The organism is Kitasatospora sp. MAP12-44 (assembly GCF_029892095.1).
Taxonomy (GTDB): Bacteria; Actinomycetota; Actinomycetes; order Streptomycetales; family Streptomycetaceae; genus Kitasatospora.
On record NZ_JARZAE010000004.1, the window covers coordinates 186,200 to 203,928 of the forward strand.

The 17,729-nt window shown below is 69.6% G+C and carries 17 protein-coding genes; 2 read left to right on the forward strand and 15 right to left on the reverse strand.

Annotated features, from left to right (window positions below; translation table 11 throughout):
• Positions 1-17: 17 nt before the first annotated feature.
• Both P3T34_RS01940 and P3T34_RS01945 read right to left on the reverse strand, forming a co-directional pair.
• A complete protein-coding gene (locus P3T34_RS01940; protein ID WP_280671774.1) occupies positions 18-962 on the reverse strand; it encodes a TIGR03621 family F420-dependent LLM class oxidoreductase in 945 nt (314 codons plus the stop codon).
• Positions 962-1,840: a phytanoyl-CoA dioxygenase family protein gene (locus tag P3T34_RS01945; RefSeq protein ID WP_280664196.1), complete on the reverse strand. Its 879-nt coding sequence runs from the start codon at positions 1,838-1,840 to the stop codon at positions 962-964. Before P3T34_RS01945 ends, P3T34_RS01940 begins: the two co-directional genes overlap by 1 nt.
• A 191-nt stretch (positions 1,841-2,031) precedes the next feature.
• Here P3T34_RS01945 and P3T34_RS01950 point away from each other — a divergent pair, with 191 nt between their 5' ends.
• A complete protein-coding gene (locus P3T34_RS01950; RefSeq protein ID WP_280664197.1) occupies positions 2,032-2,319 on the forward strand; it encodes a phosphopantetheine-binding protein in 288 nt (95 codons plus the stop codon).
• Positions 2,316-3,224, forward strand: a complete 909-nt coding sequence (locus P3T34_RS01955; RefSeq protein WP_280664198.1) for a hypothetical protein — start codon at positions 2,316-2,318, stop codon at positions 3,222-3,224. Before P3T34_RS01950 ends, P3T34_RS01955 begins: the two co-directional genes overlap by 4 nt.
• Positions 3,225-3,257: 33 nt before the next feature.
• Here the strand turns inward: P3T34_RS01955 and P3T34_RS01960 are convergent, their stop codons facing one another.
• From P3T34_RS01960 to P3T34_RS02020, 13 genes are all read right to left on the reverse strand, one after another.
• Positions 3,258-4,154 (reverse strand): SMP-30/gluconolactonase/LRE family protein, encoded by an 897-nt coding sequence (locus P3T34_RS01960; RefSeq protein ID WP_280664199.1) that lies wholly within the window; start codon positions 4,152-4,154, stop codon positions 3,258-3,260.
• Between the two features lie 22 nt (positions 4,155-4,176).
• Positions 4,177-4,920: a phytanoyl-CoA dioxygenase family protein gene (locus P3T34_RS01965; RefSeq protein ID WP_280664200.1), complete on the reverse strand. Its 744-nt coding sequence runs from the start codon at positions 4,918-4,920 to the stop codon at positions 4,177-4,179.
• A gap of 34 nt (positions 4,921-4,954) precedes the next feature.
• Positions 4,955-5,872 carry a TIGR03621 family F420-dependent LLM class oxidoreductase gene (locus P3T34_RS01970; RefSeq protein WP_280664201.1) on the reverse strand — a complete coding sequence of 306 codons (918 nt, stop codon included), beginning with the start codon at positions 5,870-5,872 and terminating at the stop codon, positions 4,955-4,957.
• Positions 5,869-7,881 (reverse strand): hypothetical protein, encoded by a 2,013-nt coding sequence (locus tag P3T34_RS01975; protein ID WP_280664202.1) that lies wholly within the window; start codon positions 7,879-7,881, stop codon positions 5,869-5,871. The genes P3T34_RS01970 and P3T34_RS01975 overlap by 4 nt, the downstream gene beginning before the upstream one ends.
• A complete protein-coding gene (locus P3T34_RS01980; protein ID WP_280664203.1) occupies positions 7,878-8,681 on the reverse strand; it encodes a class I SAM-dependent methyltransferase in 804 nt (267 codons plus the stop codon). The genes P3T34_RS01975 and P3T34_RS01980 overlap by 4 nt, the downstream gene beginning before the upstream one ends.
• Entirely contained in the window at positions 8,665-9,726 is a 1,062-nt protein-coding gene (locus tag P3T34_RS01985; RefSeq protein WP_280664204.1) for an HAD family hydrolase, read from the reverse strand. Before P3T34_RS01985 ends, P3T34_RS01980 begins: the two co-directional genes overlap by 17 nt.
• Complete coding sequence (locus P3T34_RS01990; RefSeq protein ID WP_280664205.1) at positions 9,719-10,816, reverse strand: enolase C-terminal domain-like protein; 1,098 nt, start codon at positions 10,814-10,816, stop codon at positions 9,719-9,721. Before P3T34_RS01990 ends, P3T34_RS01985 begins: the two co-directional genes overlap by 8 nt.
• Positions 10,813-11,898, reverse strand: a complete 1,086-nt coding sequence (locus tag P3T34_RS01995; RefSeq protein WP_280664206.1) for a radical SAM protein — start codon at positions 11,896-11,898, stop codon at positions 10,813-10,815. Before P3T34_RS01995 ends, P3T34_RS01990 begins: the two co-directional genes overlap by 4 nt.
• Complete coding sequence (locus P3T34_RS02000) at positions 11,895-12,566, reverse strand: hypothetical protein (RefSeq protein WP_280664207.1); 672 nt, start codon at positions 12,564-12,566, stop codon at positions 11,895-11,897. The genes P3T34_RS01995 and P3T34_RS02000 overlap by 4 nt, the downstream gene beginning before the upstream one ends.
• The gene (locus P3T34_RS02005; RefSeq protein WP_280664208.1) at positions 12,563-14,200 is read right to left on the reverse strand and encodes a radical SAM protein; all 1,638 of its coding nucleotides are present in this window, start codon (positions 14,198-14,200) and stop codon (positions 12,563-12,565) included. Before P3T34_RS02005 ends, P3T34_RS02000 begins: the two co-directional genes overlap by 4 nt.
• A gap of 44 nt (positions 14,201-14,244) precedes the next feature.
• Entirely contained in the window at positions 14,245-14,895 is a 651-nt protein-coding gene (locus P3T34_RS02010) for a Sua5/YciO/YrdC/YwlC family protein (RefSeq protein ID WP_280664209.1), read from the reverse strand.
• A gap of 118 nt (positions 14,896-15,013) precedes the next feature.
• Complete coding sequence (locus P3T34_RS02015; RefSeq protein ID WP_280664210.1) at positions 15,014-16,387, reverse strand: hypothetical protein; 1,374 nt, start codon at positions 16,385-16,387, stop codon at positions 15,014-15,016.
• Positions 16,384-17,475 (reverse strand): ParB/RepB/Spo0J family partition protein, encoded by a 1,092-nt coding sequence (locus tag P3T34_RS02020; RefSeq protein ID WP_280664211.1) that lies wholly within the window; start codon positions 17,473-17,475, stop codon positions 16,384-16,386. The genes P3T34_RS02015 and P3T34_RS02020 overlap by 4 nt, the downstream gene beginning before the upstream one ends.
• Positions 17,476-17,729: the final 254 nt, after the last annotated feature.

Genomic DNA, 17,729 nt, shown 5'->3' on the forward strand with positions numbered 1-17,729 from the left:
GGAACGGACGGCTGGTATCAGCTACCGGAAAGGCGAGCGACGATCGGAGCCATCTCGTCCACCGCGGAGGCCGGAATCGTCACCCGCGAAGCCCCCCAACGTTCGCGGCGGGCAAGCAGCAGCTCAGCCACGTGCTCGGCCGTCCCCACGAGGAGGCTGGGGATCGCATCAAGCTGATCTTCGCGAATTCCTCGAGCGGCGCTCAGCGCGGCTGTCACCGCCTTGGGCCGCGGCAGGACCCTGCATTCGTGAACCGCAACGTCGATCTCGGGCACAGCAGGGCGATCAGCCGCAGCTGCGCGCACCCAGCCCACCCGGTCGTCGATCTCGGTGTCCCAGTAGGAGGACCGGCGGCCATCGGCACCGGTTGTCGGTGCGATGCTCACGGTGTCCGCCCGCTTCGCCGCGAGCTCGATCACGCGCCGCCGTGAGCCACCGATCAGCAGGGGGATGGGCTGCACCGGGGACGGTACACACATCACGTCGGACACCGAGAAGTACTGCCCCTGATAGCTGACCGAGCCGCCGGCGAGGAGCCCGGAGAGGAGTTCGACGTACTCCGCGAACCGCTCGAAGCGTCGCGTGCGGCTGCTGAACGGTGTCCCGGTTCGGGTGTAGTCGCTCACCAACCAACCGGCGCCGAGACCGATTTCAACCCGCCCGCCGCTCAGCAGGTCCAGGGTCGCGAACTCCTTCGCAAGGACGACCGGGCTGCGCAGGTCATGGCACATGACGTAGGTTCCGAGCCGAAGCCTGGTGGTGACCGCGGCAGCCGTGGCCAGCGCCGTGAACGGTGCCATCTCCTGCTGGACGTGATCGGTGACCGCCAGGAGGTCGTAGCCCAGATCCTCGGCCTTGCGGGCGAGTTCTGGCCATTCCTGCGCGGTCTCAACGCCGCCCGTTGCCACACAGAATCGGAACGGGGCAGGGGCAGGGGCATGCCTATGTTCGCCGGGCACCATCACGAACGTTCCGTACCGGGTTCGGGCATCTCGGCGAGGGTGACGCCGAACCTGCGGATGACCTCGGCCGCCTGCGGAAGGTAGCTCTTCGGGAAGCGGACGTCGTGCATGAGCTCATGCCGCCGGACCTCGCGCTGAATTTCATCCGGCGACAGATTCAGCGTGCGCAGATAATCCACGCGGCCCAGGAAGTACTCGATGAACCGGTCGATCTGCACCTGGTCATCGCGTGACGCACTCCAGAATATGCCGTACTTGCGGCGGCGCGGGGCCTTGTGTGAGCCGTCCGTCGGTGTCCCCCGGTGCATCAGCCTTCCGTCGAACACGATGAGGTCGCCCGCCTTGGAATCGACCGAGACGATTTCGGGGTAGCTGCGCGCGAGTTCGTCGTCATCGGGGAGCAGACCGCCGGCTGCCCATGCGTGCGACCCCGGCCGCACGTCCAGCCCTCCGCCGGATCCGGGGATGTTGTCCTGGAGATAGACCACACATTGCAGATGCCGGAAGTCCGGGCTGTAGAGATGGCTCGCATCGGCCAGAAATCTTGGTGAGAATCCGTTGTCGATGTGCCAGTCCGTGAACCGGTTGAGTCGTGCCACATAATTCGGATAGAGCACCAGGGTCCCGCCGAGCCATCCGGTCAGCGCCGCCATCAGGCGCTCCTCGAAAATGAAGGCCAGCTCGGGCATCTGCAGCAGCGCCGTGGCCTCGATCTCGTTCTCAGCATCGGCATCGGGCAGCAGGTGGTCATCGCAGACCGCGCGGGCCCGCTCGACATCCTCTGCCGACAGGGCATGGCGAATGAGGGCGTAACCGTCCTTCTCCAGCAATGGGATCGCACGATCCGCGTTATGGAACGTGAGGTTCGGCATGCTCATCGGTGCCCCCTTCGGATCGAGACGGATCGAGACGCATCGAAACCGGCTCGGCCAGCGTTTCCAGTGCGGCTTGATCTGTCAACGTTCAGCGAAACGAAGGCGGGTGTGCGTTCGACCGGGGAACGTGTGCGGTTGAACGCATTCGGGCTACTCTGCCGCCGGTGCACCCTTTCCAGGGAGGGAGTCAGGTCATGACTGAATCGCAGACCGATGAGGCAACCGTAGGGGCGCTCGTGCGGCTTCTGCGCAAGATCCTCACTGACCTTCCCGAGGGTCACGAGATCACGGCCGGCGACCGGCTGGAAGATCTGGGTCTGACCTCGTTCCAGCTGATGCAGCTCATCGCCGCGTCCGAGCAGGAGTTTGACATCGAATTCCCCGACTCCGCGCTCTCCTTGACGACGTTCGAGTCGGTCGCCTCGGTGGCGCTCGTCGTCGGCGCGCTGGCGATCAGGCGATCGGAGCCGCCGACGCCATGACTGACATGAGCGACGGCCCACGGCTTCACCTCTCCGACTTCCGCGTCGCGCTGGGAGGGATCGTCGCGCTCGACGACCTGCGCGACGCCGACGTCATGGCCAACCGCGACGCTCTGCGCGAGTCCGGGGCCACGGGCGCGACCGTGTACGAGGGGCACTCGGTGATGCTGGCAGCCGAGTTGATGCGCTCCATGACGCATCGGTCCAAGGACATCAGCGGCATCGTCTACGCCACCGAGGACGTCCAGAACACCTCGGCGTCCGTGGTGCTCAACACGCTCCTGCACTCGTCCGGACACGAGCGGACGCCGGGGTTCATCGTGACCGGAAACGGCTGCGCGAACCTGGGATTCGCGGTCCTCAGTGCGGGCGGGCCGTGTCGCCGGACCGGTCCGGTCCTCGTCGTCACCGCCGATACCGCCGAGCCGGACAGCCGGGTGCAGACCGACAGCATGAGTATCCTCGGCGACGCCGCAGGCCTCTGCACTGTCACGCCCGGGCCACCACCCGGGCCGAGCTTCGAACTGGTCGCTCTCTGCACCACGACGCGCGTGGCCTCGCCGGATCCCCGACCGGGCCTGGCAGCCCTGCGATCCACGGTCGACGGTGTCGGTGCGGCCACCCGAGCCGCGCTCTCGGCGGCGGGTTGGACGGCGAGCGAGGTCACGGGAATGCTGGTCGGCTCGTACTCGACCGGTACCCGCAGGTTCCTGGCCCACGGCTCGGGAATCTCCCGCCAGATCGTTCCCGCGATCGAGGCAGGCCACTGCTTCAGCGTCGACGTCATTCGCGGGCTGGCGGACCTGGTCGACAAGGAAGCCCTGCCGGACGGCGCTCCGCTGCTCGCGCTGTCCTCCGGTCGCACGTCGTGGTCGGTGTTCGCCCTGCGCTATCGCGCTCGCTGACGGACGGTCACCCCGGGCGGTCACCACGGACGGTCACCCCGGGCCGCCGGCTCCCCCACGTGCCAACGGGCGGAATGCGGCAGCCGAAGCACCGGGCGTGAGCACGTCGAAGGCGAACACCTCGCCGCTGCCGTCGGTGGCATCGTCGCCCCGCCCGTACCCGGCCGTCGTGACGAACAGCCTCCTGCCCCCAGGACCGCCCAGGCAGGGCGCGGTCACCTGCGGCACCGGAACCGTGAGTACCGCCTTCAGAACGCCGTCAGGGGTGAACTGCCGGACCTCGCCGCATCCCCAGAGCGCCACCCAGAGATTGCCGTCGACGTCCACGGTCATTCCGTCGGGAGCGCCGAGGTCGAACGCCAGGAACGCGGATCGCTCGCCGAGTTCCCCCGTCACCGGGTCGACGGGGTGGCGGTAGACGACCCGATGGTGGCTGTCGGCCAGGTACAGCAGCGCTCCGTCGGGGCTGAAGGCCGGGCCGTTGGGGGTGGTGAGCCCGTCCAGCACCTCGGTGACGGTTCCGTCGGTGTCGACACGGAAGAGCGCCCCGGCGCCAGGGGTGGTGTCCCAGGCCGTGCAGCCCGCCCAGAAGCGGCCGAAGGGATCGCAGACCCCGTCGTTCATACGCCGGGGTGCGCGTCCTCCCTTGGCCGGTCGAGCGAGCCAGTCCAGCTCACCCGACCGGTCGAGCAGGGCGATCCCGCGCCCGGCGGCGACGATCCAGGTCCCCGGCGCCCCGGCGACCGGCGCGGCCGCGCCCAGGGGTACCTCCAGGCGATGGAGCCGCCGCAGTGGCGCCGGTCGATCTCCGTCGGTCTCGTAGAGGGCGCCGGCCATGATGTCCACCAGGACGAGCCGTCCATCGACCCACCGCGGTCCTTCGCCCACGTCGAGCCGAGAGCCGCACCAGCGGACGGCGGTGTCCTTCACCGGGTCGCTCCCACCACGGCGCTCAAGGGGCGATCTCGACGCTGCCGTCCTGGCGGTACCAGGTCTCGGACCGGTAGGAGCCGAAGCTGAGACTGCGGATCGCCAGACGCTCCCCCTCGGTGACGACACCGGCATGGTGCAGGATGTCGCTGTCGAACAGGATCAGCGTGCCCGCCCGGCCCAGCACCGGAACGCCCCGGCCGGCCAGCTCCGGCGGCAGCTGCCGCACGTCCTCGTCCGTCGGCACGATGTGCCGTTCCCGGTTCTCCCGCTGCTGCTCGCGGGCCACCAGGTGTGAACCCGGCAGGCAGTGGAACGGGCCGTTTGCGGATCCCACATCCGTCAGGTAGACGAACGACTTGAGGTGCCGCATCTTGTCGTAGTGCAGTTGCTGCACATGGGTGGTGCTGCCGACGATGTCGAGGATCCCGTAGATGGTCCGGCTGAAGATGTGGTCCTCGCCGAAGAACGCGCCCACCACCGCTTCAAGTTCGGGGCGGGCGAAGGTCGAGGAGATGACCGGGAAGGCGGTCGGGTCGATGTCGCCGCGTTCCATCCGGACGGACTGGCCCACCGAGTAGTCCTCGTGATGCGCCCAGGAGGGTGTCCGCTCGAACAACTCGTGGCACTCGGCGCTCGCGTGGGCGACGGCGGCGGCATCCAGGTAGCCGGGCACCAGCACTACGCCGTCCGCCTCCAGCCGTTCGATGACGGCGGGAACGTCGGTGAGCTCAGCCGATTGGACATCGCGCGCTATGTGAAGCATCGTCACTTCCCTTTCCGTTGAGTTGAGTTCGTCATCAGCTGCCCGACAGCCTCGCGGCCAGCAGGCGAGCCAGCTGCAGATCGGGCTCCCGGAGGACGTAGTAGCTGATCCCGGTGCGCGCCCGGCGTTCCTGGAGCAGGTCCACCAGCTCGTCGATCGAAGAGCCGAGCAGGTTCTCCGGGGTCTCGCGGGCGGTCTGCGGGCTCACCCCGGTGTCCGACAGGTACTGGTCCAGCTTGGCCTGCGCGTCGGAGCCGACTCCGGCCCGGATGACCAGGACGTTCAGCTCGACCTCGGCTGCCCGTGCCCCGAGGTGGCCGCGCAGGATCCGCGCCTTGTCCTCGGTCGACTCCAGGGACGCGTCCACGGCGATCTGGTGGGGGGTCGAACCGGCGGACAGATCACGGGAGAAACTCACGATGTCGGCGCACTCCGCGGCCAGCCGGAGCATCCGCCCGCCACCGGCGCCGACGAGCAGCGGTACCGGCGGACCCTGGAGTCCCTGGAGCGAGTCGACCGTGTAGTGCTTGCCGTGGAACGAGACCTCCCGGCCGCTCCAGCACCGGCGCAGCACCTCGATCGCCTCGGCCAGTCGGGAGACCCGCTCCCCACCCGGATCCAGCGGCAGTCCGAAATGCCGGTAGTCGCGTTCCATCCAGCCCGCGCCGATGCCCAGCTCGAATCGGCCCTCCGACAGCAGGGCCAGTGTGGTCGCCTCGCGGGCCAGCAGCGCCGGGTGCTGCAGGTCGTTGTTCTGGACCAGCGTGCCGATCCGCAACGAGGTCCGCGCCGCGGCGTCGGCGAGCGCCACGGCGGGCGAGTACTGCGGCGTCGAATGCGTCGGCAGGTGCAGGCTGCTGACACCGGCGTCCTCGACCTCGGCCAGCAGGTCCAGCCAGGCCTTCCGGGAGGAAGCGCCTTTGGTCAGGACACCGAAACGGAACGGGTTCATATCGCTCTCACCTCATAGGACAGCGTCGCGGGGTCAACAGGTCCGGGTTCCGAACCGGCGGGGCGATCCAGCTCCGGCGGCAGCGGGCATCCTGCGGCACGCAGCCGGCTGAGCAGCGACCATCTGGTCAACCCATTGGCCGCCAGGGTCTCCCACGCGGTCGGCCCCCAGCGTTCGCGGTACCCCAGCTGCGCCGAGTGCCCAGGGCGCACCGTGTGGTAGACGGACGCGAGATGATGGCCCGCCACCCACGAGACGCACACCCCGGGCAGCCCCGGACCACCGGCCTGCCGTACCGCCGCGGGATCCACCCGCGCCGGTTCCACCAGGGCGACGACCCCCACCCGCAGGCCGTGCTCCGCCGCCGACGCCATGGCGGCAACCGCTTCGGTGACAGCGACGTCGCCCACCGCGACGATCACCGCGTCGTCATCGGTCGCGCCTTGCATCCTGATTCCCACCGCCGCGCCGCCGGGATCCGGAAGGTCGAGCAATGCCTGCTTGGAGCACGAGAGCGCGACGAGGACATCGCGGTCGTCGAGGACCTCCCGCAGTCGATGCCGCGCGGACTGGGCACCGAGCGGAAACACGACACGGACCGGGCAGTGCGCAGCGCGGGCGAGCAGTCCACCCGCGAGATCCGTGTTCTGATGCGTTGGCGCGTTTCCCCAGCCGAGGCTGGTCAGGACGACCGCGAAGGGCGGACGCCCGGCCGGCGGGCGGACCGTGATCAGCTTGAGGTACTGGGCCAGTTGCGTCGCCACCAGCGGCGCGAACGCCTCGTAGGACACCAGCGCGGCCGGAGTACCGGCCTCGATGCTGCCCCAGGTCCAGGCCGAGCAGACCTCCTCGGCGAGGACCTCGGTCACCAGGCCCGCGCTGAGGCAGCGATCGATACCGTTGGAGACCGCCTCGTCCGGCGAGAAGACCCGCACAGACCGGTCCGCGAGCACTTCGTCCACGGCCGCCATCGGCGAAGCGGTGCCGACCACAGCCCGCACGGTGGCACCGCCACGGCCGGCGTCCGGCACCCGGCGGCCGGGCCCGGTCGACACCCGGCGGCCTGGCTCGGCCGGCAGGTCCAGCCGGATCCGGGCGGCCAGGCTCCGCACCGCGGGCGACACGCTGCCGTTCTCGGCGACCACCGGGGGGTCGTTCAGCCGGCCGAGCCAGTCCTGGATGTCGGCGCGAACCTGCGGGTCGGTCAGGTCCAAGCCGCGCGGCTTGTGCGCTTGTGGGCCGCGGAAGGGAAGGCCACCGAGCAGTTCCGGGGCGGGCCAGCCCTTCTCGGTGATGCTCAGCCACACCGCCGGCACCCCGGACTCACTCAACTCCCAGGCGCGCCGGGCCGCTTCGGCTGCCTCGGCGGTGTGCGCGCCGCTGCTGAGCACCGTGTAGCCCATACCTTCCAGCAGGCTCTGCAGGCGCTTGGGTGAGAACCGCGCCGAGGAGCCCATCCGGGCGCCGTTGGCGTTGACCACCGGCAGCCAGCAGCTGTCGGGCGCCCTCGTGAGCACGTCGTGGTGGGCGAAGGCGGCCAGAGCGGCGGGGGTCTCGCACTCCCCGTCGCCGATCACCGTCACCACGCGCAGTCCGGGCGAGGACGCGGCGATGCCCTGACCGACGCCCAGCGCCGGCCCCAGTTCACCGCCCACATAGGGCAGTTCGGGGATGCCCAGCAGTTCTGTGGGCTCGCCGCCGGGCTGGCCGTACCGGCGGTTGGCCTCGCGGATCGAAGCCGGTGCGGCCGAGCAGCGCAGCGCCTGCTGGGCGAACAGATAGCTGCCCGCATGTCCCGTGCCGACGATCAGCAGGAACTCCCCGCCCGAGGCCTGCGCGAGGTGACCGGCTGCCCAGGCGATGCCGGGGTTGCAACCCCAGTGTCCGGCGGCTCGCCGGCGCTGCGGCGCGCCCGGCGGCGGCCAGGCCAGCCCGGCGGCGTGGCTGAAGCCGAGCAGGCAGGCTGCCCGCCAGTAGTCCACGGCCGCACCGCTGCCCGGCGTCGTCACCGGCGGGCCACGATCAGATCGAAGTGCTCCACGGTCTCGAACCCGTCACCCGGGTTCAGCTCCAGCAGCCGGCGGGTCAGCTCCGCCCGGAACTCCCCCATTCGCTCGCCGAGTTGAACCGGCGAGGCATAGGAGGTGGAGAGCTGCTGCCCCACCACCTCGTCCACCGACAGCAGCCGGGTGGCGGTGAACCGGCTCGTCTCCAGCCTACGGAACGCGGAGTCGAGCAGGACCTCCTCGTGGCCGCGCTTCGGGTGGCTGTACGTGCCGCGTCCGGCCCGCCGCTGCGGCCCGAGGAACTCGGTGACCACCTCTCGGGTGACGTCGAGCCAGGCGCCTTCCACCGCACCGGACTTGGAGAAGATGCTGGCGGAACCGGAGACCAGTGCCACGCCGCCCTGCGGCTCGATCATCTCGTCCAGCGTCTTCAGCACAAGCTCGCGGTCCATCCAGTGGAACGAGGCCCCCATCGTGCACAGCCTCAGCTCGGGCAACCCCGCCGAGCGCACTGTCTCACCCCGGCCCAGGATCCAGCGCACGGTGCCGTATTCCCCGTCGGCCTGCGTGCGGACGCCCTCGGCGATCATGTCCGGATCGGGGTCCACGGCCCACACGGTGCAGCCGGTCCGCGACAGCGGCAGTCCGAGCTGGCCACTGCCGCAGCCGAGGTCCAGGACGTCGGTGCCGGCGCCGAGTCCGAAGGGGGCGGTGAGACCGTCGAGGAGGTCGGCAGGGTACGGCGAGCGGTAGCGCGCGTAGTAGTGCGCGGTGCCGGAGAACAGCTCACGGTCGTGCGTCATCACGGGGCTCCATGATCCTTGCGATCTTCGAGGTGCGATCTTCGAGGAAGCGCACCAGATCCGCTGTGCGCTCTGCGACTGTCGAGTCTGCCCTGGCCTCGTGGAGCATGGAAAGCGCGTGCCGCTGGTCCGCTGCGGACAGCACGTCCAGGGAGAGGCCCTTCTCCTCGAGCAGTCGGTGCAGACTCGCGGGGACCGTGTACGGCGAGCGCTCCCTGCCCTGCAGCAGCCACAGCATGCCGGGCAGTTCCTCCTGATGGCCGACCACTGCGGGCAGGCTGGAGCGGCGCTTCACGACGACCGCGGTCCCGGCCCCGGCGCCCGAGGAGTATTTCACCCGTGCGCGGGTCACCCGGACCACCATCGGCTCAAGGTGGGGTGCGACGACGATGTCCCGACCGGCCCAGTCCTCGTGGTCGCCGGCCACCACCGCGAGGGCCTGCGCCGGCGCCGGGCCGGCCGCCTGGAGATCCGCCGTGAGCGACGCCAGGCCGGCGGCCACCAACCGGGACTGCAGTCCGGCCGCCGCCGGGGCCCGCCGGTCGGCCTGCTCGTGGTCGCCGACCACCAGCGCCAGCCGCGGGTCGATCCGCTCGGTCTCGATCAGTCGGGTCCAGAACCGCGGATCCTCCTTGACCAGACCGCAGTCGCGCGACTCCACGACACCGCTGAGATGCCGCCCGAGCTCCTCGGGCAGCTCCGGCGTCCCGGGACCCGCGTTGCTGGCAACGATGACCCGCCAGCCGAGTTCGCAGGCGGTGCGCAGCAGTTCCTCCGCACCGGGCAGCACGAGGGCCTCCCCCGGATCCTCGGCCAGCACCGCCGCCACCAGGCTCCGGGTGTCCGGCGCGAGGTCGAGCGCGCGCAGGCAGGCGTCCGGGTCTGCCGCTGTCAGGACGGCCGCCCGCAGGCGGCTCTCCTGGTCGGCGGTCAGCTCCCGGGCCTGGCGGACGGCTTGGACCACCCGGGTCGTCAACCCGGGCCGCGTCCGGGTGATCAGTGTTCCGCCCGCGTCGATCAGGAGCACGGGCTGTGGCTCAGCCATCGAAGAGATCCGTTCGAAGTTCACCGCACCAGCCGGGGGCTGTCGGGATGGCCAGTTGACTCTCCTTCAGGGCGGGCGGCTCGGCGAAGTGCACACTGCGCCGCGGTTCCAGCAGCAGGTGCAGCTCCACGAGGTCGATCCGCTCACCGGCCGCGGCCAGGTGCAGCGCCGGGAGGAACCCGCCGCCGTGCGGGGCGCACCGTGCGCCAGCCCGCGCCGCCGCCCGCACCAGCCGCAGCAGATTCACCAGGCCGCCGCAGAACACCGCGTCAGGCTGCCAGACGTCGACATGCCCCGCCCGCAACTGCGCGGCGTCGGCAGGGGCGTAGCAGTGCTCGCCCGCCGCGTGGGGCACGGCGAACTCGTCCGCCCTCGCCGTGTCCACCTCGTCCGGGTGGTACGGCTCCTCGACCCAGGCGAGCGCGTCGCCCAGCGGACGGCAGGCGTCGCGAACCCGCTCGGGGGGCCAGGCACCGTGGAAGTCCACGGCCAGCCGCCCCGGTCCCCGCCGTGCGGCGAACTCCTTCGTCAGCTCGATCAACTCCGCGCCGAGCACGTCCGGATGCCACTTCTGGACCGCGAACCCGTCGGCCACCTCGTCCATCACCTGCGGCACCCGGCTCGGCGTCGGGTCCACGCCGAAGCAGGTGGCGTAGGCGGGAACGGCGTGCTCGACGGCCTGCGGCCGCAGCAGGGACCAGACCGGGAGCCCGGCACGCTGTCCGAGCAGGTCCCACAGGGCGAGTTCTAGCGCGCCGACGCTGAGTGCGAGCAGGCCGGTGTGCCCGTGCCGGGTGGCCCGGCGCAGTCGGCGCGCGAAGTCCGCCGCGTCGACCTGGGCCGGCAGGACGGAGAAGGCGGCGGCCAGCAGGCCGGGGACCCGAGCGGCCACGGCCTGGTCGACCGGCCCCCACCACCCCCAGTGCAGGCCGTCGCTGACTCCGACCAGCCATCCGTGCACGGGATCGCGACGGATGTCGGGCCGGACTGCCGGATGGTGCAGAGCCGCCGCGGGCGCCGGCACCGTGAACTCGCGCAGCCGGACCTCCGCGACCCGCACGCTGTGGCCGGTGACGGTGCCCGGACTCATACCCTGGGCCCCGGCACCGGCAGGCCGGCGAACTGCGAGTACCACAGCGGTCGGTAGTTCTCCCAGGACTTGGGGGCCAGCCCGGTCGGGGCGAACACCGACTCCAGCTCCGAGCGCAGAGCGAGGTAGTAAGCCAGGTCTTCGGCCTCGCGGTGCCGGGCCCGCCGCATGTAATCGTTGTGCGCCTGGAAGACCTGGATCCTGGGGAACGTGCCGACCCGCGGGGCCAGTTGGGCGATTCCGCGCACGGCGGTGTCGAGGGAGTCGAGCCCGGCGACGTAGGTGAAGTCGCCGATGATGTCCAGGTCCCGGCAGTCCTCCAGGATCTCGCCGGCCCGCTCCAGCGTGAGTGACGCCTTGGTGTCCTTGAGCAGCAGCGACCTGCGCTCGAAGCACTCCATCGTCAGGGTCAGGTGGAACGGGCCGCAGGTCTCGCGCAGCCGCTCCAGATCGGCCCGGTCGCGCAGCACCGAGGACAGCAGGTGCAGCCGGCCGGTGAAGCCGTAGCGGTCGGCCGCGATCCGCAGCGCCGCCATGTGATCGATCGCCATCCCGGGGTGGTGGAAGCAACCGCTGCAGACCGTGATGACCTCTGCGTGACCCAGGTCGGGCCAATCGTTGTCCGCCATCAGCCACTCCAGCACCTCGGCCAGCTGGTCGGCCGTGGCCAGGGTCTCGTCTGCGGCGTCCTCGATCACGTTGGGGCAGAACAGGCATCCCGTGCACTTGGACCGCGAGTGCGTGTTCAGGGTGATCGAGCGGCCGCCGGCCCGCAGGTAGGTCAGCACGACGTCGTCGTTCTCCAGCGCGACCACGTCGGCGACCGGCTCACCCGCGAGCCGCAGCGCGCCGTCGCTCACCTCGAACGGGGACTGCGCGTTGTCGAAGGGGAGGATGATCTGCCAGTTCTCGTCCGAGCCGTGCGGCCGCAGCTGCATCCGGGCCCTCGGGTAGCCCTTCAGCGGGCGGGCACCTTCGGAGTTGGCCGCGATGAGCGCCACGTCCAGGTACGGCACGCCGTGTTGCCGAGCAAGTGCCCGCAGCTGTTCGCCGTTCAGGCCGGTCGTCGTGGTGGTGTTCACTGTCCGCCTCCAATCCGCGCCGGACGCCCGGCCCCTTGCTGGTCCAGCAGGTTGACGAGACCCAGGTCGGTCACGGCCCCGTCCAGGTGTCCGCCGTTGTTTCGGGCCTCTTCCTTCACGTGGAAGAGGCGTGCGTCGACCATCGACACGATGTGCCGGTAGGCGGTGAAGGCCCCGCTCTGGGTCACGGTGTGGTCTTCGAGCGTGCCGAGGGCGAAGCTGCACGGCCGCGGGGCCGTGGCCTTGATCAGGCGGCACAGTTCGTGGATCTTGTCGGCGAACCGCTCGTGGCTGAGGCCCGAGGCCGCGACGATGACCTCGTCTCCGCCGAACGTCCCGCAGACGTGGAACTCGGCGTCGGCGAGTTCGGCCGCCGCCCAGCCGGCGGTCACCTTGCCGACGGTCTGCATGCACGCGTTGCCGGCCAGGTGCCCGAAACTCGTCGGATCACCGGCCCGCCGCTCGGAGACGTACTCCCGCAGTCCGTCCACGTCGCCGATCGCGACGTGCAGGCCGTCTCCGGCGAACAGCGGGAGCATTTCGGTCAGGTACTTCTCGAAGGACGGGTACGCGACCAGTGAGGTCAGTGGATCGCAGTACAGGATGCCGTCGTCGACCTCCCCCGGGACCTCCCCGAGCCGGAGGTAGCTGTATCGGCGGTCGGTCACAGCGCCGGCTCCTGAGTTCTGCTGGGGGCGGACGTGTTCACACGTACGCCGAGGGACTCGAGCGAGCCGAGCAGGTCGGCCGCGGCTTCCACGCGCCGCCGAACGTCGGGGACGTCGACCGGCAGCATGCCCAGCCGTTCCACGAGCTTCTCGGCCCACAGGTTGGTTTTGGCGGACTCCTTCGGAAGGAGTGGGGTGTGATAGTCGGACTGCCAGAGCAGAAGGACGGCGTCATCATTGCGCAGCCGGACTTCGTCCAGCGTCCGCTTGCGCAACTGCTTGGCCGTGACGTGGTCCATGCCGATATGCGTCCACGCCGCGTCGGGGTCCTCGAAGTCCTCGACCTCGATGCGCAGTCGTTCGGCGTCCTGCCAGACCGGCATCGTCTCGTCGGTCATCGAGAACACCGACAGCATGAAGTGGCCGGTGTACTCACCGAGCAGGAACCGGTGGGTGAGTTCGTAGTCCTGCGGGGCCTCGCCCGGGTAACCGACCATGAACGACGTCCGGTACCTGACCGGGCCGCCGGACAGCGCTTCATGCGCCCGGCGGTTCTGCTCGGCGCGGACCTGCTTGTGCATCAGGTCCAGGGACTTGGGGCTCATCGACTCGAATCCGATGGACAGGGTGGCGCAGTGCGCCTCGGCCAACCGCTCGACCGTCTCCCGGCCGGTGATGACGTTGGCCCGGGTGTACGCCTCCCAGGTCACGTTCACCGAGGGCAGCAGTTCCATCAGCCGCCGCATCCTGGTGGGCGGCACGGTGAACGTCGAGTCCATGGCCCGGATGTGGCGCGCCTCGTTGACCTCCCGATAGCGCGCCCAGTCCGAGGCGATCTTCTCCGCGGACTTGTAGCGCCATTCCGGAGAGGCGAAGGGGAACGAGCAGAACTTGCAGGAGAACGGGCAGCCCCGCATCGACTCGTAGGGCACCACCGGACGATGACCGGTCCCGAAACCCGGCGACGGGTGCTCCTCCAGGTCGATGTACCCGAACCCGGTCAACCGGTACGTGGTCGGGCCGGTGCGGATCACCAGGTTCGGCACCTGGTCCAGCGGGTCACCCCGGTCGAGGGCGTCCAGCAGCAACGGAATGGCCTGCTCGCCGTCGCCTCGGACGACGAGGTCGACCTCAGGGTGCGTCCGCAGGATCGAGTCGAACTTCAGGTTGCTGTACTGCCCGCCCAGAACGACGAGTGCGCCCTGGCAGCGTTCCCGGATCCAGGTCAGCGCGCGGCGCAGGGTGCCCTTGTCGCAGATGAAGGTGGTGGACAGGAAGACGACGGGATGCCGGGCGGCCGGCTCCCCGTCGGCGTCCCAGACGTGTCCGAGATCCATCAGCTCGAAACGCCGATCAGCCGCAAGCAGAATGGACTCGAGCGTGTAAGAGGTCAGATGCGGCACGCTGCCGCGTTTGGGGCGCAGCAGCGGCTGCCACCGCGAACCGTCCGAGCAGACCAGGTCGGTCAGCCGCAGCTCACCGAGTGGATGCCCGACGTACTCCGGCGCGAGCGGACGGGTCGCGTGCGCATCGAACATCGTTCCGTCGTAGTACGTACTGTTCTTGAAATACGGCCCCTCGCCGGAGAGGACCAGGACGGACTTCTGGTTCGGGCCGGGACTGAGCTCGACCAACAGGCACCTCCGGGTTCGGTTTGCTGGGTAAGCGGTCGGAATGCTCAGAACTCGGACGCGGGCACGTCCAGCGCCTGGCTGACGGCCCGTGCGTGCACGGCGCCCTCCCGGACCAGCCGCGGGGCGGACGAGCAGTCCACCACCGTCAGGCCGCGGCCCAACGGGCAGACGCCACCGTCCACGAGGATCTCCACGGGCATGGCGGTGCGTTCCACGAACCGCCTGACCTCGACCGGGCTCAGTGCCGGCTGCCGTTCGACGGCGTCCCGACCGTCGCTGCGGCTGACGACCGTCACTGCGGGCGGATTCCTGGTCCATGCGGCCACCTCCCCCAGCGGCCCGGGATCACGGGTGACCATCGCGGTCCGCGTACCGAGCCAGCCTCGGTCCTGAGCGGACTCCGGCGTCAACCACGGCAGCAGCAAGGCCAGATCACCAGGCCAGAGCCCTTCAGCCAGGCGCCGGGCCTGGCCGGAGAAGGAGAACCGTGCGGCCACCGCGGCGTCCGACGCCATGACGAGCGCGAGCGGCTTGGTGGCGGGCCGCCCTTTTCCCTCGAAAAGCATCCGGCACGCTTCGGCATTGGTCGAGTCGGCGCACAGCATGTACCAGCGTCGCGTGGGCAGGACGACGATCTTGCCCGCGTCCAGGGCCGCGACGGTTTGCAATGCCTCTGCTTCGGCCAGAACCCTCATAAGGCGGGTACCCCCTTCAGCCAGTCGGCATCGTATGCCGACGGTGCTGGTTCCAGCGATCGAATCCGGCTGTTCAACCAGGGAACGTATGCAGTTGAACGTCCCTCGACGCAGCGGATCACGTTACTTCCCGCCCGCCGGATCGAATACGGCCGCGCAGCTCGTCGACAGTCACGTCACGCGAGGCCGAGGAGACAATGAGCCACTCCATCGCGCGCAGCAGCCCTTCCGCTTCATCCGGCGCCATCAAGCCGGTATCGACGCGGACACCCAGCACGAATTCGCCATCGGCCTGATACGCATCGATGTAGAGCCCGAGATTCTCTCTGTTCGTCGTCGTGTTCCACGTGAAAACGGTGGGAGTAGGACGGGCTTTTGCGACGGGGGCATCGAGGGACAGGAGATTCAGCACGACAGCGGTCCCCAGCTTGTCGAAGCCGACGCCGCGGCGCCGCTCGGCAGAACGCCTGACCTTGTCCAACTCCGCCGGCGCGTAACGGGCTTTTCGCAAGGACCGCAGCGCCGCGGTCGTGGCGGCCCGCATGGTGTCCGCCGCGGTTTCGCCGATCGGGAGATGCAGAATCGCCTCTTGCGTCAGCAGTCCGGGATAGGAAGTCCAGGCAAGGTCGAACCTGTTGCTGGAGATGAGGAACAACAGAGCGGACTCGGTGTGCGCCCGGCACGCGGTCGACGCGGCCAGCGATCCGGCAAGAACGCCGGCCCGAGTGACGCCCAACCTGTTCTTCAGCACGTCCAACGCCAGGAGCAGCTCGGCCGACCGCAACTCACCCAGCCAGAACCTCTCGGCCTCCGGGGGCCGTCGGCCCCGCCACATCGTTGGCGGCGCGCGGTCGTAGACGGCGGTCGCGTGATCGAGCGACTGGCGCTGAACCCGCAGACCCGCCTCGGACTCCTCGAATCGTCCGAGGTCCAACGGCGACGCCGTGACGGGCTCGGCGATCGTCGCCGTAGGCTGGTCGGCCGCCACCGCCGCGAAGTCGGTGAACACGACCCGGGAGCCGTCGGCGTCGGCGATGAGGTGGTTGACCCGCAACGCGATCCGCGCCACCGCATCGCCCTGGACGACGAAGAGCACCCGCACCATCGTCTCGAAGGTGGTGCCCGCCAGCAGTTGCCTGGGATCCGACGAGAGGGGGTCAGCGCTGTGGTGGACGCAGACCGGCAGCGCGCCGGCAGCGCTGACCCGCTGGACCACCGTCCCCTCGGCGGTTTCCGACATCGAGGTCCGCAGCGTCGGATGGCGCAGCGCGAGTCGGCGCACCAGATCCCGCGCCTGATCGACCGGCAGCGGTCTGGCCAGGTCGTGGACGATGAGGACGTCGAAGTCGCCGACCGGGGCTCCCGAGGCCAGAACCGCCTCCCTCATGAACTGTTGGGCCCATGTCAGTGCGCCTGTTCCCGCTCCGGCCCCTGCGGAGTACGTGCAGGGCGAGCTCTCCTGGGACGTTCCCGTGACCACGGCCTCGGTCACGCCATGGCCTTCTCACGGCGCTCCAGCTGTTCGGCGAACAGCGCCCACGACTCGGCGACCCGGCGCGCGTAGTCGGCCACGGTGCCCGTGCAGTGCGGGGGCACGCTCTCCACCATTTCCTCGCAGTCCGACAGGCTGATCCCCCGGCTGTTCAGCCAGCGCAGCAGGAGTCGGCCGGAGTCGGTGAAACGCAGGGAGGGGTCCTTCATCAACATGTGCATGATCACCGAGGGATCCTGCACCACCGCCTGCTCGGCCAGCCTGGCCTCGCGCCGCCGAGCCGATGCCGTGTCGTGGGCCTGATCCGTCTCCGGGCTCCCTGTCGGGTCTTCCGGGCGATCACTCGGCTCCCCGTCCGACAGCGGGCCGGAGTGCCGACACGCCACCGGATCCTCGCCGGACAGCAGCCGCTTGCGCACGTCGAACGCGGTACCGAGCGAGATCCCCGCGTCCTTGGCGACCTGCCGCAGCGATGCGTGGGGATTGGCGCTCAGGATCTCGCCGGCCGCCTTTCGCCCCGCGGCCGTGCTCAACGGTCGCACTTTGCCGTCCTGGCCGACTCGGCTGTGCGGCGGCTGGGCATCCCCGTTCGTCTGCTGACGGATGGTCCGCACCGTCTTCGCGGCCAGACCGGTGACCTTCGCGATGGAGCGATCCGACCACTGCGGGTGCGAGATGACGATACGAGTCGCCGCTGCCTGCCGGTCGGCAAGGGTGAGCGGCAGGCCGTGCGCAATGTTGGCTTTCACCGCGAGGACGAAAAGATCGTTCCCGTCCGTGTCATCGACGAACAGCGCGTCGATTCGCTGGGAACCGCGAATCAGGGCGGCGTGCAGCCTGTGCATCCCGTCGATCACACGCATCGTCGGCCGATGAACGATGATCGGCGGAAGCTCCGCCTCCGAATCCGCGAGCATGCTGATGTGCTCGGCGCTTTCTCCCGTCAGCCTTGGCGAATCGGCGGGCAGAAGATCAGCGACGGCGACCGATATGACCTGCTTCTCATTCCCGGCGGCGTTCTCGATCGGACCGGAGGTTCCTCCTCCAGTACACGCCGCTAAACCATCTTCGATAGTCTCCGTATTCATGCGCGACATCCCCCATGGTTCGCCCAGCAAGCAAAGGCCACGGCCACCGTTAGGTTCTACCCGAGGCAGACCTTGCCGTCAACAGGTCCCGTCGGGATCCGCCACGATGCGGGCGCTGGTCGGTGGGATGATCAATAACCGGGAGCGCCCGATAAAACCCGACCTGCTGTTCAACGACCGCGCGGCGCCACGGCCATTGAACGCCGGATGACCGCGTGCTACGTTGCGAATCGCGCAGGGATTCAGGAATTCGC